Source organism: Bradyrhizobium sp. AZCC 1678, assembly GCF_036924765.1.
GTDB lineage: Bacteria > Pseudomonadota > Alphaproteobacteria > Rhizobiales > Xanthobacteraceae > Bradyrhizobium > Bradyrhizobium algeriense.
On record NZ_JAZHSE010000001.1, the window covers coordinates 5715219 to 5728980 of the forward strand.

General features: G+C 62.3%; 14 protein-coding genes and 1 pseudogene. 7 read left to right on the forward strand and 8 right to left on the reverse strand.

Features of this window, described 5'->3' with window-relative positions; all coding sequences use genetic code 11:
* Nucleotides 1–44: 44 nt before the first annotated feature.
* On the reverse strand, nt 45–746 hold the full coding sequence (locus tag V1294_RS27510) for a glutathione S-transferase N-terminal domain-containing protein (protein WP_334501542.1): 702 nt from the start codon (nt 744–746) through the stop codon (nt 45–47).
* 116 nt (nt 747–862) lie between these two features.
* Here V1294_RS27510 and V1294_RS27515 point away from each other — a divergent pair, with 116 nt between their 5' ends.
* The gene (locus V1294_RS27515) at nt 863–1885 is read left to right on the forward strand and encodes a methionine synthase (RefSeq protein WP_334501545.1); all 1023 of its coding nucleotides are present in this window, start codon (nt 863–865) and stop codon (nt 1883–1885) included.
* Nucleotides 1886–2038: 153 nt separating this feature from the next.
* Here the strand turns inward: V1294_RS27515 and V1294_RS27520 are convergent, their stop codons facing one another.
* From V1294_RS27520 to V1294_RS27530, 3 genes are all read right to left on the reverse strand, one after another.
* Nucleotides 2039–2656 (reverse strand): hypothetical protein, encoded by a 618-nt coding sequence (locus V1294_RS27520; protein WP_334501546.1) that lies wholly within the window; start codon nt 2654–2656, stop codon nt 2039–2041.
* A gap of 161 nt (nt 2657–2817) precedes the next feature.
* Nucleotides 2818–3309: a xanthine phosphoribosyltransferase gene (gene gpt, locus V1294_RS27525; protein WP_108516673.1), complete on the reverse strand. Its 492-nt coding sequence runs from the start codon at nt 3307–3309 to the stop codon at nt 2818–2820.
* 73 nt (nt 3310–3382) lie between these two features.
* A complete protein-coding gene (locus V1294_RS27530) occupies nt 3383–4123 on the reverse strand; it encodes a competence/damage-inducible protein A (RefSeq protein WP_334501550.1) in 741 nt (246 codons plus the stop codon).
* Nucleotides 4124–4344: 221 nt separating this feature from the next.
* Here V1294_RS27530 and V1294_RS27535 point away from each other — a divergent pair, with 221 nt between their 5' ends.
* The 3 genes from V1294_RS27535 (at nt 4345) to V1294_RS27545 (ending at nt 7696) form a co-directional block, all read left to right on the forward strand.
* Complete coding sequence (locus V1294_RS27535) at nt 4345–5763, forward strand: circularly permuted type 2 ATP-grasp protein (protein ID WP_108516666.1); 1419 nt, start codon at nt 4345–4347, stop codon at nt 5761–5763.
* Nucleotides 5764–5779: 16 nt separating this feature from the next.
* The gene (locus tag V1294_RS27540) at nt 5780–6724 is read left to right on the forward strand and encodes an alpha-E domain-containing protein (RefSeq protein ID WP_108516664.1); all 945 of its coding nucleotides are present in this window, start codon (nt 5780–5782) and stop codon (nt 6722–6724) included.
* A gap of 132 nt (nt 6725–6856) precedes the next feature.
* On the forward strand, nt 6857–7696 hold the full coding sequence (locus V1294_RS27545) for a transglutaminase family protein (protein ID WP_334501553.1): 840 nt from the start codon (nt 6857–6859) through the stop codon (nt 7694–7696).
* 42 nt (nt 7697–7738) lie between these two features.
* Here V1294_RS27545 and V1294_RS27550 read toward each other — a convergent pair whose 3' ends face one another.
* Nucleotides 7739–8353 (reverse strand): LysR family transcriptional regulator substrate-binding protein, encoded by a 615-nt coding sequence (locus tag V1294_RS27550; protein WP_334501555.1) that lies wholly within the window; start codon nt 8351–8353, stop codon nt 7739–7741.
* A 178-nt stretch (nt 8354–8531) separates the two neighbouring features.
* Nucleotides 8532–8684 (reverse strand): annotated as a pseudogene (locus V1294_RS27555) (helix-turn-helix domain-containing protein); the annotation flags it as partial.
* Between the two features lie 232 nt (nt 8685–8916).
* On the opposite strand from V1294_RS27555, the gene V1294_RS27560 reads away from it, so the two are divergent.
* Together V1294_RS27560 and V1294_RS27565 are read left to right on the forward strand one after the other, a co-directional pair.
* Nucleotides 8917–9792, forward strand: coding sequence for a Bug family tripartite tricarboxylate transporter substrate binding protein (locus V1294_RS27560; RefSeq protein WP_334501558.1), 876 nt, complete (start codon nt 8917–8919; stop codon nt 9790–9792).
* A gap of 62 nt (nt 9793–9854) precedes the next feature.
* Nucleotides 9855–10691 carry an MBL fold metallo-hydrolase gene (locus V1294_RS27565; RefSeq protein WP_334501560.1) on the forward strand — a complete coding sequence of 279 codons (837 nt, stop codon included), beginning with the start codon at nt 9855–9857 and terminating at the stop codon, nt 10689–10691.
* Between the two features lie 16 nt (nt 10692–10707).
* On the opposite strand, the gene V1294_RS27570 is transcribed toward V1294_RS27565, so the two are convergent.
* Nucleotides 10708–12318 carry an ABC transporter substrate-binding protein gene (locus V1294_RS27570; RefSeq protein ID WP_334501563.1) on the reverse strand — a complete coding sequence of 537 codons (1611 nt, stop codon included), beginning with the start codon at nt 12316–12318 and terminating at the stop codon, nt 10708–10710.
* Nucleotides 12319–12380: 62 nt separating this feature from the next.
* Entirely contained in the window at nt 12381–12767 is a 387-nt protein-coding gene (locus V1294_RS27575; protein WP_334501565.1) for a tetratricopeptide repeat protein, read from the reverse strand.
* A 231-nt stretch (nt 12768–12998) separates the two neighbouring features.
* On the opposite strand from V1294_RS27575, the gene V1294_RS27580 reads away from it, so the two are divergent.
* The gene (locus V1294_RS27580; protein ID WP_334479240.1) at nt 12999–13754 is read left to right on the forward strand and encodes a proteasome-type protease; all 756 of its coding nucleotides are present in this window, start codon (nt 12999–13001) and stop codon (nt 13752–13754) included.
* Nucleotides 13755–13762: the final 8 nt, after the last annotated feature.

Below are 13762 nucleotides of genomic sequence, written 5' to 3' on the forward strand. Positions count from 1 at the left end.
TGCTTCGTCGCTTCGCTCCTCGCAATGACGGCGTGGCGGGCGGCCTACCTTTTGCCCGCCATCTCCTTCGCGCGCGCACCGAACATATTCCGCCGCGCCTCCTCGTCGAACGGCTCTTTCACGAACTTGCCGATCGCCGGCCCCGTCTGCACCTTAGGCCGCGCGCGGACTTCCGCGTACCAGCGCTTGACGTTCGGGTAATCGTCGAGCGTAAAGCCCTGCGCCTTGTGGGTCATGGTCCAGGGAAAGCAGGCGATGTCGGCGATCGAGTAGTCGCCGGCAACATAGGCGCCGGTCTTGCCGAGCTGCCGGTCGAGCACACCATAAAGTCGCGCCGCCTCGTCGCGATAGCGCTCGATCGCGTAGGGAAACTTCTCCGCCGCATAGAGCGCGAAGTGGCCGTGCTGGCCGAGCATGGGCCCCAGCCCACTCATCTGCCACATCAGCCATTGCATCACCTGGGACCGCGCCCGCATCTCCGTGGGCAGAAAACGTCCGGTCTTGTCGGCGAGATAGATCAGGATCGCGCCGGTCTCGAACACCGAAAACGGCCCCTGCCCATCTGCGGGCTCATGGTCCACGATGGCCGGAATGCGGTTATTCGGGCTGATCGCCAGAAATTCCGGCCTGAACTGCTCGCCGGCGCGGATGTTGACCGGAATGACCTGGTAGGGAAGCCCGAGTTCCTCCAGCATGATCGAGACTTTCCAACCATTCGGCGTTGGCGCGTAATGCAGGTCGATCATGGCTCCCCTGGCTGTCGATGCGGAAATATTCCCCGCGATGGCGACTTTTGTTGTTCTGTACCTCGATCTTAAGACATGGCAGACAGGCGCTCAATCAGAACTCACGGGAGGCCCCCATGCTGTTTCCAACCACAATCGCAGGCTCTTTGCCGAAGCCGGAATGGCTGGCCGAGCCCAATACACTATGGGCCCCCTGGCGCTCGAAAGGCGACGAGCTCGCCCGCGCCAAGCGCGACGCCACCATGCTGGCGGTGAAGCTGCAGGAGGATGCCGGCGTCGATATCGTCACCGAGGGCGAGCAGGCCCGCCAGCATTTCGTCCACGGCTTTCTGGAGAAGGTCGAGGGCATCGATTTCGCCCACAAGGTCGAGATGGGCATCCGCAAAGACCGCTACAAGGCGATGGTGCCGCAGGTGATAGCACCCTTGACGCTGAAGGGCCGCGTCCATGCCGATGAAGCCCGCGTCGCCCGCACCCACACCACCCGCAAGCTGAAATTCACCCTGCCCGGCCCGATGACCATCGCCGACACCGTCGCCGACAAATACTACGGCGACAAGGTCAAGATGGCGTTCGCCTTTGCTGAGTTGCTCAACAACGAGGCCAAGGCGTTGCAGGCCGACGGCGTCGACGTCATCCAGTTCGACGAACCTGCCTTCAACGTGTTCATGGACGAAGTCTCCGACTGGGGCATCAAGGCGCTCGAGCGCGCCGCCGAAGGCCTGACCTGCACCACCGCCGTCCACATCTGCTACGGCTACGGCATCAAGGCCAATACCGACTGGAAGGAAACGCTGGGCAGCGAGTGGCGCCAGTACGAGGATATTTTCCCGGCCATCGCGAAAAGCCCGATCCAGCAGGTCGCGATCGAGTGCCGCAACTCGAAAGTGCCGCTGGATCTGCTGGCGCTGCTGCCCGGCAAGGTGGTCCAGGCCGGCGTGATCGACGTCGCCAGCGACACGGTGGAGACCGCCGAGGATGTCGTGAAGGTGATCGAGCAGGTCGCGAAATTCGTGCCGCGCAGCAACATCGTCGCGACAACGAATTGCGGCATGGCGCCGATGCGCCGGGATATCGCGGAAGCAAAGCTGGCGGCGCTGGGTGCTGGCGCGAAGCTGGCGCGGGAGCGATTGGGATAGCTCCGTCATGCCAACGGGTCGCGCGAATGCGCGCCCGATGACAGGCTCCGCGAAGCAATCCATCTCGCCAGGAAGAAAGTATGGATTGCTTCGTCGCTTCGCTCCCTTGCGCAAACGCTTCGCGTTTGTCGCAGGCAATGACGGCGTGAGAGTCTACTCCGTAGCGCTCGGATGCAGCACCGGGCGATATCCCGCCCTCAGCGCGCGCAGCGTTGGAGGCGGCGTCAGCAGCATCGCGTCATCGATCTTGCCATCAGCCTTGCGATAACCACCCATCGACCACTGCAGCGTCTTGCCCTGCAGTATCAGAAAACTCTCCGCCCCCGCCTGCACCATCGCGCCATCAGGCAACTGCGCCACCGGCATCGGTAACGGATGCAGCCGCTTCTTCCCGCGCTCCAGCCGTTCGCGATGCAACACGCTATCCATCTCCCGCGCGCGAATGTCCGCAACGCCATTGCCCGCTTCCCACGCCGCCCGAAACCGCTTGGCGTCGTCGCGGCGACAAAAGAAACAGGGACGATGGCCGGCCGCGAATGCGGTCGCCTCATCGAGGAAGAACAGCTCGGTCCAGCTCCGCCCGCCCATCACCTTGCGCCGCCAGCCCCGGAATTCACAGACGCAGGTGATCCACGCCGGGCTCGACCAGCGCTTTTTCAGCAAGGTTTTTGTCGCGGGATCGTGGATGATGCCGCGATTGCCGGTGAACATCCCGCGATGCGGGGTGGCGATGATGTCGCCCGTGGGTGTGACGCGGTTTTGGAGGGGCATGCGCTTAACCTGCTCCCTCGCCCCGCTCTTGCGGGGGGAGGGTCGGGGTGAGGGGCTGCCGCCACGAACACCGACCGCGCGGAGAGTCCCCCTCACCCGGATTGCTTCGCAATCCGACCTCTCCCCGCAAGCGGGGCGAGGCAAGAAAGATCACCCCGCCGTCACGGACGGATCGGCGGCTGGAACGACAGCGCAGTATCCCAGGGAAAGTGGATCCAGGTGTCCTGCGACACTTCGGTAATGAACGTATCGACCAGCGGCTTGCCCTGCGGCTTGGCATAGACGGCCGCGAAATGCGCGTCCGGCATCATCGAACGCACCAGCCGCCCTGTCTTGCCGGTGTCGACGAGGTCGTCGACAATCAACAGCCCCTTGCCGGTGCCGCCACCGAGTTTTGCCACCTCGGTCGAAACGCCCTTGAGCACGTTCAGGTCACCCTGCCGGGTGTGGTCGTAGCTAGCAATGCAGACGGTATCGATGATGCGAATGCCGAGTTCGCGCGCCACGATGGCCGCCGGCACCAGCCCACCGCGGGTAATCGCGATGATGGCATGAAACGGCCCGACCTCGTTGAGCCGCCAGGTCAACGCCCGGCAATCCCGGTGAAACTGGTCCCAGGAGACCGGAAAGGCTTTCTCCGGCGGCGCTGTCATGAGCCCGCTCCAGAACGATCTGTCACTTTGTTCTCCGTATTGCGAAACTTCGAAGTTGGAGCACCCGCCGCCGCTACCGGGCGGCGATGTTCAGGTTCGCCAGCATCTCCTTCACCGCGGCCATCGCGGCGCTGAGCTTTTCGGGATCGCGGGAGCGGACGACCAGGTTGGTGTTCGGCTTCTTGTCCTCGTCCTGGAACGGATAGCTGCCGATGATGGTGTCGGGATGGGCGTTGGCGATCTCGCGCAGCGGCCCGCCGATGTCGCCTTCCCGGGCATTGGCGCGGACCGAGTCCGAGAGCATCCGCACGCCCGATTTCAGCTTGGGCGCGACGATGTCCATCATCGCCTGCATGATCGAGGGGATGCCGGCCATCACGATGACATTGCCGAGCTTGAAGCCGGGCGCCAGGATGGTCGCGCTCTGGATCAGTTCGGCGCCGTCGGGAACGCGCGCCATGCGCAGCCGCGCCTCGTTCAAATCCTGCTCGCTCCAGCGCTCGCGGAACCGCGCCACCACCTCCGGGTGATGGTCGATGCCGACACCAAATGCCTTGGCGACGCTGTCGGCGGTAATGTCGTCATGGGTCGGCCCGATGCCGCCGGTGGTAAAGACGTAGGTATATCGATTCCGCAGTGCATTAAGGGCATTGACGATGTCCGTCTCCTCGTCGGCGACGACGCGGACCTCCTTGAGGTCGATCCCGATATTGGTCAGGTATTCGGCGATGAAGCCGATGTTCTTGTCCTTGGTCCGGCCGGACAGGATCTCGTCGCCAATGACCAGAATACCCGCCGTGACGATCTCGCTCATGACTTCTCCCCACCTGTCCCCGTACTTTTGCGCAAGCAACGCATTGAAGTCACGGGGGTTTGCTGCCGAAATAAGCACCCGGCAGCCTTTTTTTAGGGCAGCGCGGCTGGGCTACCCATACCAAATGCCGCAAGCCAATGCATATCGCGCTGGCCCGAGCCTTGCTACCATCCCTTCAGGTCATGCACTGTGTCGAATGACTTGGGGGATAGTCAGGATTTATGGCAGTAGCGTTCGATGAAATGAATGGCCCCGGCGGCGACCTCCGCCCGGCCTATCGGGAGCTCTCCCGCTGGCTGAAGGAGACGCCTCCCGACGCCCTCGAATATCGCCGCCAGGAAGCGGAACTGCTGTTCCGCCGGATCGGCATCACCTTCGCCGTCTATGGCGACGCCGAAGCCCAGGAACGGCTGATCCCCTTCGATGTGATCCCGCGGATCATATCGTCCAAGGAATGGACGCTGCTGGAAAAGGGCCTGAAGCAGCGGGTCCGCGCGCTCAACATGTTCCTGCGCGACATCTATCATGGCCGCGACATCCTGCGCGCCAACATCATTCCCGACGACCTGATCTTCCAGAATCCGGTGTTCCGACCCGAGATGAACGGCCAGAGCGTGCCGCACGACGTCTACGTGCACATCGCCGGAATCGACATCGTCCGGGTCGACGCCGACAATTTCATCGTGCTGGAAGACAACGCGCGGACGCCCTCGGGCGTGTCCTACATGCTGGAAAACCGCGAAATCATGATGCGGCTGTTTCCGGACCTGTTCGCCCGCCATCGCGTCGCACCGGTGGAACGATATCCCGACGAACTGCTGTCGGCGCTGCGCTCGGTGGCGCCGCTCTCGGCCTCGGCGGAGCCGACGGTCGCGCTGATGACGCCCGGCGTCTACAATTCCGCCTATTACGAACACTCCTTCCTCGCAGACAAATTGGGGATCGAGCTGGTCGAGGGCCGTGACCTCGTCGTCAAGAACGACGAGGTGTTCATGCGCACCACCGAGGGCCTGAAACGCGTCGACGTGATCTACCGCCGCGTCGACGACGACTTCCTCGACCCCCTCACCTTCCGCCCGGATTCGGCGCTCGGCGTGCCCGGCTTGATGTCGGCCTATGCGGCCGGCAACATCACGCTGGCCAACGCGGTCGGCACCGGCATCGCCGACGACAAGGCGATCTATTCCTACATGCCCGAGGTTGTAAAATTCTATCTCGGCGAAGAGCCGATCCTGAAGAATGTGCAGACCTGGCGCTGCCGCGAGCCGAAGGATCTGGCCTACGTGCTCGACAATCTCGGTGACCTCGTAGTGAAGGAAGTCCACGGCTCCGGCGGCTACGGCATGCTGATCGGCCCCGCCGCGACAAAGGCGACGATCGAGGCGTTCCGTGACAAGCTCAAGCGCGAGCCCGAGGGCTTTATCGCCCAGCCGACGCTGGCGCTGTCGACCTGCCCGACCTGCACAGCGTCGGGCCTCGCGCCGCGCCATGTCGATCTCAGGCCGTTCGTGCTGACGGGGAGCCAGCACGTCACCATCGTGCCGGGCGGCCTGACGCGGGTGGCGCTGAAGGAGGGCTCGCTGGTGGTCAATTCGAGCCAGGGCGGCGGAACCAAGGACACCTGGATACTGGACGAATAGAGAGCGAAATTTTCGTATGCTGTCGCGCACTGCCGAAAACCTGTACTGGCTGGCCCGCTACGTCGAGCGGGCCGAATATATCGCGCGCACCATCGATGCGACCTTGCGCGTCACAGCCCTGCCCGCCGCCTATATCGGCAAAACCAATGAGTGGGAATCGGCGCTCCTGACCGCCGGCGTCAGCGCGAGTTTCTACGAGACCTATCAGGAAGCCACCGAGCAGAACGTCGTCGAATATCTGGCGTTCTCGCCGGCCAATCCCTCCTCGATCAAGAACTGCATCGAGGCGGCGCGGCTGAATTCGCGCTCGGTGCGAACCGCGCTGACGTCGGAGATGTGGGACACCATCAACTCGGCCTGGATCGAATTGCAGGAGGTCTGGGGCAAGGGCACCTCAAGCCGTGAGGAGCTGGCGCGGTTTCTCCGTTTCGTACAAGAGACTTCATTGCGGTTCGATGGTTCGGCCTACCGGACCATGCTGCGCAACGACGCCTACTGGTTCTCGCGCCTCGGCCTGCATCTGGAGCGCGCCGACAACACCGCCCGCATTCTCGATGTGAAATATCACGTGCTGCTGCCGGAGGAGGAACATGTCGGCGGTCCTCTGGATTACTACCAGTGGACCTCGATCCTGCGCTCGGTGTCGGCACTCACCGCCTATCACTGGGTCTACCGCGAGACGCTGAAACCCTGGCTGATCGCCGACCTCCTGATCCTCAACGACACGCTGCCGCGCTCGCTCGCAAGCTGCTACAGCAATCTGGTGCGCAACCTCGACCAGATCGGCGTCGCCTATGGCCGCCAGGGCGCCTCCCAGCGCCACGCCCGCGGCGTCCGCAACCGGCTTGAACATAGCCATATGGACGATATCTTCCAGCACGGCGTCCATGAGTTCATCCAGGAATTCATTTCGGATAATGCGCGGCTCGGTGAAATCATCACCAGGCAGTATTTGATTTAGAGATTTTGGATGCGCGCAGCAAAACACCGTCATGGCCGGGCTTGTCCCGGCCATCCACGTCTTGCTATGCCAACTGAAGGACGTGGATGCCCGGCGCAAGGCCGGGCATGACGATCCGAACCTGGTTCCGCCATGCGCCTGCGAATTGCCCATTCCACCAGCTATCGCTACGAGCCGCCCGCTTCGGGCGTGATCCAGATCTTGCGCATGACGCCCGGCAGCCATGACGGACAGTATGTCGCCGAGTGGCAGATCGACGTTTCCACCGATTCCCGGCTCGACATGCATCAGGACGCGTTCGGCAACGTCACGCATGTATTGACGCACGGGCCGATCGTCGACCTCACCATCCATGTCGGAGGCCTGATCGAAACCCACGACACCGGCGGCGTGCTGCGCGGCACCGATGAGCGCTTTCCTCCTGGCCTGTTCCTGCGCCAGACCGCGCTCACCGAAGTCAATCCGGCGATGGCGACTTTCGCCCGCGAGATGCGCTCGGAGTCCGACGGCGACGTGCTTGGCTTCCTGCATGCGCTGATGGTGCAGATCAACGAGCACATGACGTTCGACGAGGACCCCACTAATTCAGGCACCTCGGCGGCGGAAGCTTTCGCGCTCAAGCGCGGCGTCTGCCAGGACTACGCCCACGTCTTCATCGCCTGCGCGCGCTCCGGCGGCGTTCCGGCACGCTTCGTCTCCGGTCACTTCCTGCGCTCCGACGGCACCATTCATCAGCAGGCCGGCCATGCCTGGGCGGAAGCCTACGTGCCTGACCTCGGCTGGGTCGGCTTCGATGCCGCCAACGGCCTCTGCACCACCGACGCCCATGCCCGTGTCGCGATCGGGCTCGACTACCTCGGCGCCGCACCGGTGCGCGGCACCCGCTATGGCGGCGGCGCGGAAACGCTGACGGTCGCGGTCAAGGTCGAACAGGCCGGGCGGCCGGGCCAGTGGCAGAGCCAGTCGCAGTGACGGACATCGAATCGCCGATCGACCTTCACGGTATCCACACCTTCAATAGCGCTTCGTTTGTTGCTTCGCTGTGCGGTGAACGCAGTCAATAAATCGCTTTCCTACCGGACTGAGCATGCGATTCTTGAGTGTCACAACACCCACGGGGCGTCGCTGCGGGGGAAGCTTGATCGGAAGGACCTTGAGAATCCGATCGTAATCTGCGGTACGTAGCACCGAGATTGGAAGCGTGGTTACGAACTGCGCGGTGGCGGCCAGCCGGCAGCACAGATGAATGGAAAGCGTCGTGATGCAACCGTGCGGCATTTCAATTCCGTCGGCGCGAAACCATTCGGCGGCAAGGACACCGGCCATCGTATCCGCGGGCGGCAGGACCCAGCGTTCCTCAGCGAGGTCGGCGAGCGTAAGTCGGCGTAGCCGTGCCCACTTGCTGCGGCGGCTTGCTACCACGGCGACCCGATCGTCGTACACATTTTCGACGTCGAGATCGTCTTCCGCGAACTGGGTCGGAATGCGCCCCAACAACAGATCGATGTTGCGCTCGCGCAAATCGCGATAGTGCTGCGCATTCATAACCGCTTGTGCAACGTCGAGGCGAACGCGCGGCTGCTCGCGTGAGAAGTTCTCGATGACCGCGGGCAAAAAAACCGGCGGCAAGGCTCTCCGTGCTGCCGATGCGCAAGTCTCCGACCGTGGGATCGGCGAGAAAGGCTAGCTCTTCAACCCCCTTCTTTAGTTCATCGAAGATCGCGCGGCCGCGTGTCGCAAGAGCGCTACCGTAGATCGTCGGCTCGATGCCGTCGCGGCCACGGTCGAGCAGACGAAGCCCTAGCGCGTGCTCCATTTCGGCGATTGCCTTCGAAACGGCAGGCTGCGAGATTGCGAGCTCCACCGCCGCCTTCGCCATACTGCCGTGCTGCACCACGGCGAGCAGAATATGCAAATCACGCAGCTTGAGGCGCCGTCCAACGCGATCAATCCACTGCATGGCAGAGACCTATCGAAATGGTTATGCCACTGCCACATATCAGAATTGGACGCATATGTCTGCTGGGTGCAGGATTTAGCCGAATCCTGACGGACAACCGGAGGCTACGATGATCCGATCAGCTGCGCTGAGAGATTGCTTGGTAACCGCAGCTGTTATCGTCCTGATGGGCGCTGCCACGCTCTGCTCCGCCTCTGCGCAGAATTATCCGTCGAGGCCCGTCAAGATCGTGGTGCCGTTCCCGCCCGGCGGTCCGCTGGATTTCACCGCGCGCATGCTCGCCGACAAGCTAGCCATCAGCCTCAAGCAGGCCTTCATCGTGGAAAACCGACCCGGTGCTTCCGGCAACATAGGGACCGATGCGGTCGCCAAGGCGGAGCCGGACGGGTACACGCTGTTGTTCGTGCTCGACACGCCGCTCACGGTCAATCCGACACTGTACGCCAAGCTGGCCTTTGAGCCAGTCAGGGACCTGGAGCCGATCTCTGCCGTCGCAAGTTTCTCGATGACGCTCGTCGTGCATCCGTCCATCCCGGCAGCCTCCGTCGCAGAGCTCGTCACATATGCGAAGAATCTCAAGGACCGGCCGCTACTCTACGGCAGCGGCGGCGGGCGCGGCGATCCCGGTCACCTGACAATGGAGTATTTCCGGATGCAGGCCGGGTTCGAAGGCGTACACGTCCCTTACAAAGGTAATGCTGAGGTCGTGATGGGCCTGGTTGGCGGACAGATACAAGCTGGCTTCCTCGCGACACCGGGCGTGCTGCAGGTCGCGCGTGAAGGCCAGCTGAAGGCATTGGCTGGATCTAGTCCGCAGCGCGCGCCGCTCGCTCCCGACGTTCCGACGATCGCGGAAAGTGGCTACCCCGGTTTCGAAGTCGCCTTCTTCCAGGTGATGCTAACGCCCAAGCGCGTTCCTGAGGCAATCCGTGAGGTGCTTGAACGCGAAGTACGGCAGGCGCTGCAAGCGCCCGATCTGCAGTCCCGCCTCCGCGCTCAGGCATTGGAGCCGATCGGCAGCACAGGCGCCGAAGCCAAAGCACTGCTCGCATCCGCGTCCGGACGATGGCGCACCGTCATCAAGACCTCCGACATCCGCCTCGATTAACGCGCATGCACGGGACACCTGAAAGATCGCGCCGCCAACGGACGCCAACGACACAAATCGTCATGCTTGGCACCGGAACGCCCCGACCCGATCCTGCACGTTCCGGACCCGCGACCGCCATTGTGGTGAACGGGACGCCATATCTCGTGGACTTCGGCCCTGGCGTCGTTCGTCGTGTGGCAGCAGCCTACAGCAAAGGCGTTACAGCACTCGGACCCGCTGCCGGCGGGATAAAGACGGCTTTCCTGACCCATATGCATGCGGACCACACTGCTGGTTACCCAGACCTAATCCTCACGCCGTGGATCCTGGGTCGGCGGGAACCGATCGAAATCTACGGGCCGAAAGGCCTCCGCGCCATGACAAAGCACGTACTAAGCGCATGGAAAATCGACATCAACAATCGCATCAACGGCATCGACAGACTGCCACGCGCCGGCTGTCAGGTCGTTGTGCATGAGATAAGGCCGGGAGCGATCTACACCGACCGCAATATCCGGGTCACCGCCTTTCCGGTGCGGCACGGGCTGAAACACGCATTCGGCTTTCGATTCGAGACTTCCGACAAGGTCATCGTCATATCGGGGGATACGGCGCCGACGCCGAGCCTGGCTGAACATTGTGTCGGTTGCGATGTCTTAATTCACGAGACTTATTCGCAACAGACTTACGAAAAAGTCTCGCGCAAATGGCAACGGTATCGCCGGACCCACCACACGTCGTCCAGGGAACTCGCTGCACTCGCCTCCCGCGTCAAGCCTGGACTGCTGGTGCTTTATCATCGCGCCAATGCCGGCGGCGCACTGACGCTTGCGGATCCCGAAGAGGCCGTGCTGGATGAGATCAAGCAGCACTACGATGGACGCGTCGTGACTGCCCACGATCTTGATGTCATATGAAGGTGTGGCGAAGCCATCACTTATCCAACCACACATCCTCGAAGCGCAGATTGTTGTACTGGCTGTTGGCGTGCGGCCGGAAATTCTTCACATGCGGCTGCCAGCAATTGGCGGCCGATGAGTGCAGGATGATCGGCCGCGCGGCGTCGTCGACCAACAGCTGCTCGATGTCCCAGACCATCTTCTTCCGCTTTTCCCTGTCGAGCTCGCTCGATTGCGCGGCCAGCAGCCGGTCGACCTCGGCGTTGCAATACTGGGTGTAGTTGCGCTCCGACTTGCAGGAGTAGTTCTCGACGATGTTGCCGTCGGGGTCGTCGACACTGACGCCGGTCAAGTTCAATCCGATCGTGTAATCCTTCTTCGCCAGCCGCGCGTACCAGCGCGGCGTATCGAGAATGTCGAGTTCGCTCGTGATGTAGATCTTCTTGAGTTGATCGGTCAGGATTACCGCGGGATCGCGATAGGTCGGCAGGTTCCGGGTCTGGATCTTGATCTGCAGCGGTTTTGCGTCGCTGTAGCCGAGCTTCTGCATGATCGCCTGCGCCTCGGCGATGTTCTTCTCGGTCTCCGGACCGTAGCCGGTCAGCGAAGTTACCATTTCCGGCGGCATGCCCCACTCGCCTTCGGGCTTGGCCAGCATCGCCCCGCCCATCCGCCCCACCCCCTCCATCAGGATCGTGTTGAAGGGCTTGCGGTCCAGCGCCAGCGACATGGCTTTCCGGATATCCGGATTGTCAAACGGCGGGTTGACGCGGTTGACCATCAGATTGATCTGCACTCCCGTGGCCGTCATCTCGCAGATCGCGTTCGGCGCGCGTGCCTTGATGTCCTTCATCAAGGGAATGCTGACGTCGGAAGGAAAGGTTATGTCGTAGTCGCCGGTGGCGAACGCCAGCATGCGCGTGGCGCGGCTGTCGATCATTCGGAAGGTGATCTCGTCCAGATAAGGCCGATCCTTCTTCCAGTAATCGGGATTACGCACGAGGCGAACCTGTTCGCCGCGTTTGAACTCGACGAATTTGAATGGCCCGGTGCCGACAGGCTTGGTGCGCATCACCTGCTGCGGCACATGGCAGGGATAGACCGGCGAAAACGCGCTCGCGAGCAACACCGGCAGGCTCGGCTGCGGCTCGCTCAGCTCAAAGGTCGCCTCGTAATCGCCGTTGACGCTGACGTCCTGCAGCTTCGTGTACCAGACTTTTCGCGGATTGCGCTTGAAGTCCTGGGTCTCGGTCTTGCCGATCAGCATCCGCCAGGTGCACTGCACGTCCTTCGCCGTGAGCGGCTGGCCGTCGTGCCATTTCACCCCCTGCCGAAGCTTGAAGGTCAACTTTGTATTGGTGGGATCCCACGACCAGCTTTCGGCGAGATCGGGAATGACGGTATCGATGCTTTCGTGGACTTTTGCGGGATCGAACACGACGAGATTGTTGAAGATCGCGGCAAACGGCGTCACCGAGGCAATCGTCGCTTCCTCGTGCAGCGACGTCGAAGGCGGATTGTCGTTGTGATAGAGCCGGAGCGTGCCGCCTTTTTTCTGTGCGGCAGCGGGGAACGCGGCGACCATTGCAACGCAAAGGAGCGCGATGGACGCGGCTGGTTTGAATGACGACCGCATGGCGCGCATGGTGGCCTCCCAATCTTTTTGTTCTTGTCGAGCAGCCAGACTGCCGGAGGCCGCCAGCTTAATCAATACTCGCAGTATCGGTAGTTAGAAGCCTCGCAGGCCAGCGCCATCTGCCGGGCCTGCGACATTTCCGCAGGCGTCATTTTCCTGGAGACGTCACGGAGACCAGCCTTCGCCTTGGCATCTCCGCGCTTGGCGGCGACACTGAACCACATGAAGGCGCGGGTCGGGCTGAACGTCACGCCCTCGCCCCTGCGGTACATCGTTCCAATCTGGGTTTGCGCCTTCGGATTGCCCGCTTCCGCCAGCGGACGGAACAGCCGGATCGCCGGCACATAGTCGCCGCGGTTATAGGCCACCATGCCGTCTTCCCAGGGGCCTGCCACCGCATTGGCGCTGCCCAGGAACAACGCGGCCACGATCGTGCCGATCAGAGCGGACTTCTGCATGCCCTTCCCCCACCCTAACTGCGGTTTTACCCGCCCGGCGCATGCCGCGCCACGGGAATTGGGGTTGGATGCCCCATCGAAATTGGCTACTAGAGCCTCGTCGGTTCTGATTGCATCAGAACCGAGTTCTAGTGTCTTGTTTGACGCGTTTTCTTCATGCGAACCGGTGCCCACTTCGCTCGAAAACGCTATAGTTTGGGCCGAAAAATCAGTCGCGTTCGAGGACTTGGAATGACCTATTGTTGCGGAATTCTGGTGCGGGACGGTCTCGTGATGATCGCGGATACCCGCACCAATGCCGGCCTCGACAACGTCTCGACCTTCCGCAAGCTCCATATTTTCTCCAAACCCGGCGAGCGCATCATGGCGATCGCCAGCGCCGGCAATCTGGCGATCAGCCAGTCGGTGCTGTCGACATTGACCGAGGGCATCGAAGACCCCGACACCGGTGAGGTCGAGACACTGATGAACGCGCCGACCATGTTCCAGGCGGCGCAGCGCATCGGGCGGGCGATCCGCCTGGTCCATGCCACCGAAGGCCCGGCGCTGCGATCCGAAGACGTCAGCTTCGACGTCTCCTTCCTGTTCGGCGGACAGATCAAGGGCTCGCGGATGCGGCTGTTCATGGTCTACACCGCCGGCAATTTCATCGAATGCACCACCGATACGCCCTATTTGCAGATCGGCGAGCACAAATACGGCAAGCCGGTGCTGGACCGCGCGATGCACTATGACGTCGAACTGTATGAGGCGCTGAAGACCGGCCTGATCTCGATGGATTCGACCATGCGGTCCAATCTCGGCGTCGGCCTGCCGATCGACGTGCTGGTGGTGCGCACGGATGCCTGCGTGGCCGATCTCAACCACCGCATCGAGGCGGGCGAGCCCTATTTCCACGACCTGCGCTCGCGCTGGTCGGCGGCCCTGCGCGCGGCGCACCAGAATATTCCGAGACCACCCTACAAATCCGAAACAGAAAAAAACTGAAGGCGAGG

Bases quoted from the DNA above. Each gene is read 5' to 3' on its own strand.
- gpt (WP_108516673.1), bottom strand. From the start codon at position 3,309: ATGACAGCGCCGCCGGAGAAAGCCTTTCCGGTCTCCTGGGACCAGTTT.
- V1294_RS27565 (WP_334501560.1), top strand. From the start codon at position 9,855: ATGCTTGGCACCGGAACGCCCCGACCCGATCCTGCACGTTCCGGACCC.
- V1294_RS27540 (WP_108516664.1), top strand. From the start codon at position 5,780: ATGCTGTCGCGCACTGCCGAAAACCTGTACTGGCTGGCCCGCTACGTC.
- V1294_RS27575 (WP_334501565.1), bottom strand. From the start codon at position 12,767: ATGCAGAAGTCCGCTCTGATCGGCACGATCGTGGCCGCGTTGTTCCTG.
- V1294_RS27520 (WP_334501546.1), bottom strand. From the start codon at position 2,656: ATGCCCCTCCAAAACCGCGTCACACCCACGGGCGACATCATCGCCACC.
- V1294_RS27545 (WP_334501553.1), top strand. From the start codon at position 6,857: ATGCGCCTGCGAATTGCCCATTCCACCAGCTATCGCTACGAGCCGCCC.
- V1294_RS27570 (WP_334501563.1), bottom strand. From the start codon at position 12,318: ATGCGCGCCATGCGGTCGTCATTCAAACCAGCCGCGTCCATCGCGCTC.
- V1294_RS27535 (WP_108516666.1), top strand. From the start codon at position 4,345: ATGGCAGTAGCGTTCGATGAAATGAATGGCCCCGGCGGCGACCTCCGC.
- V1294_RS27530 (WP_334501550.1), bottom strand. From the start codon at position 4,123: ATGAGCGAGATCGTCACGGCGGGTATTCTGGTCATTGGCGACGAGATC.
- V1294_RS27510 (WP_334501542.1), bottom strand. From the start codon at position 746: ATGATCGACCTGCATTACGCGCCAACGCCGAATGGTTGGAAAGTCTCG.
- V1294_RS27580 (WP_334479240.1), top strand. From the start codon at position 12,999: ATGACCTATTGTTGCGGAATTCTGGTGCGGGACGGTCTCGTGATGATC.
- V1294_RS27515 (WP_334501545.1), top strand. From the start codon at position 863: ATGCTGTTTCCAACCACAATCGCAGGCTCTTTGCCGAAGCCGGAATGG.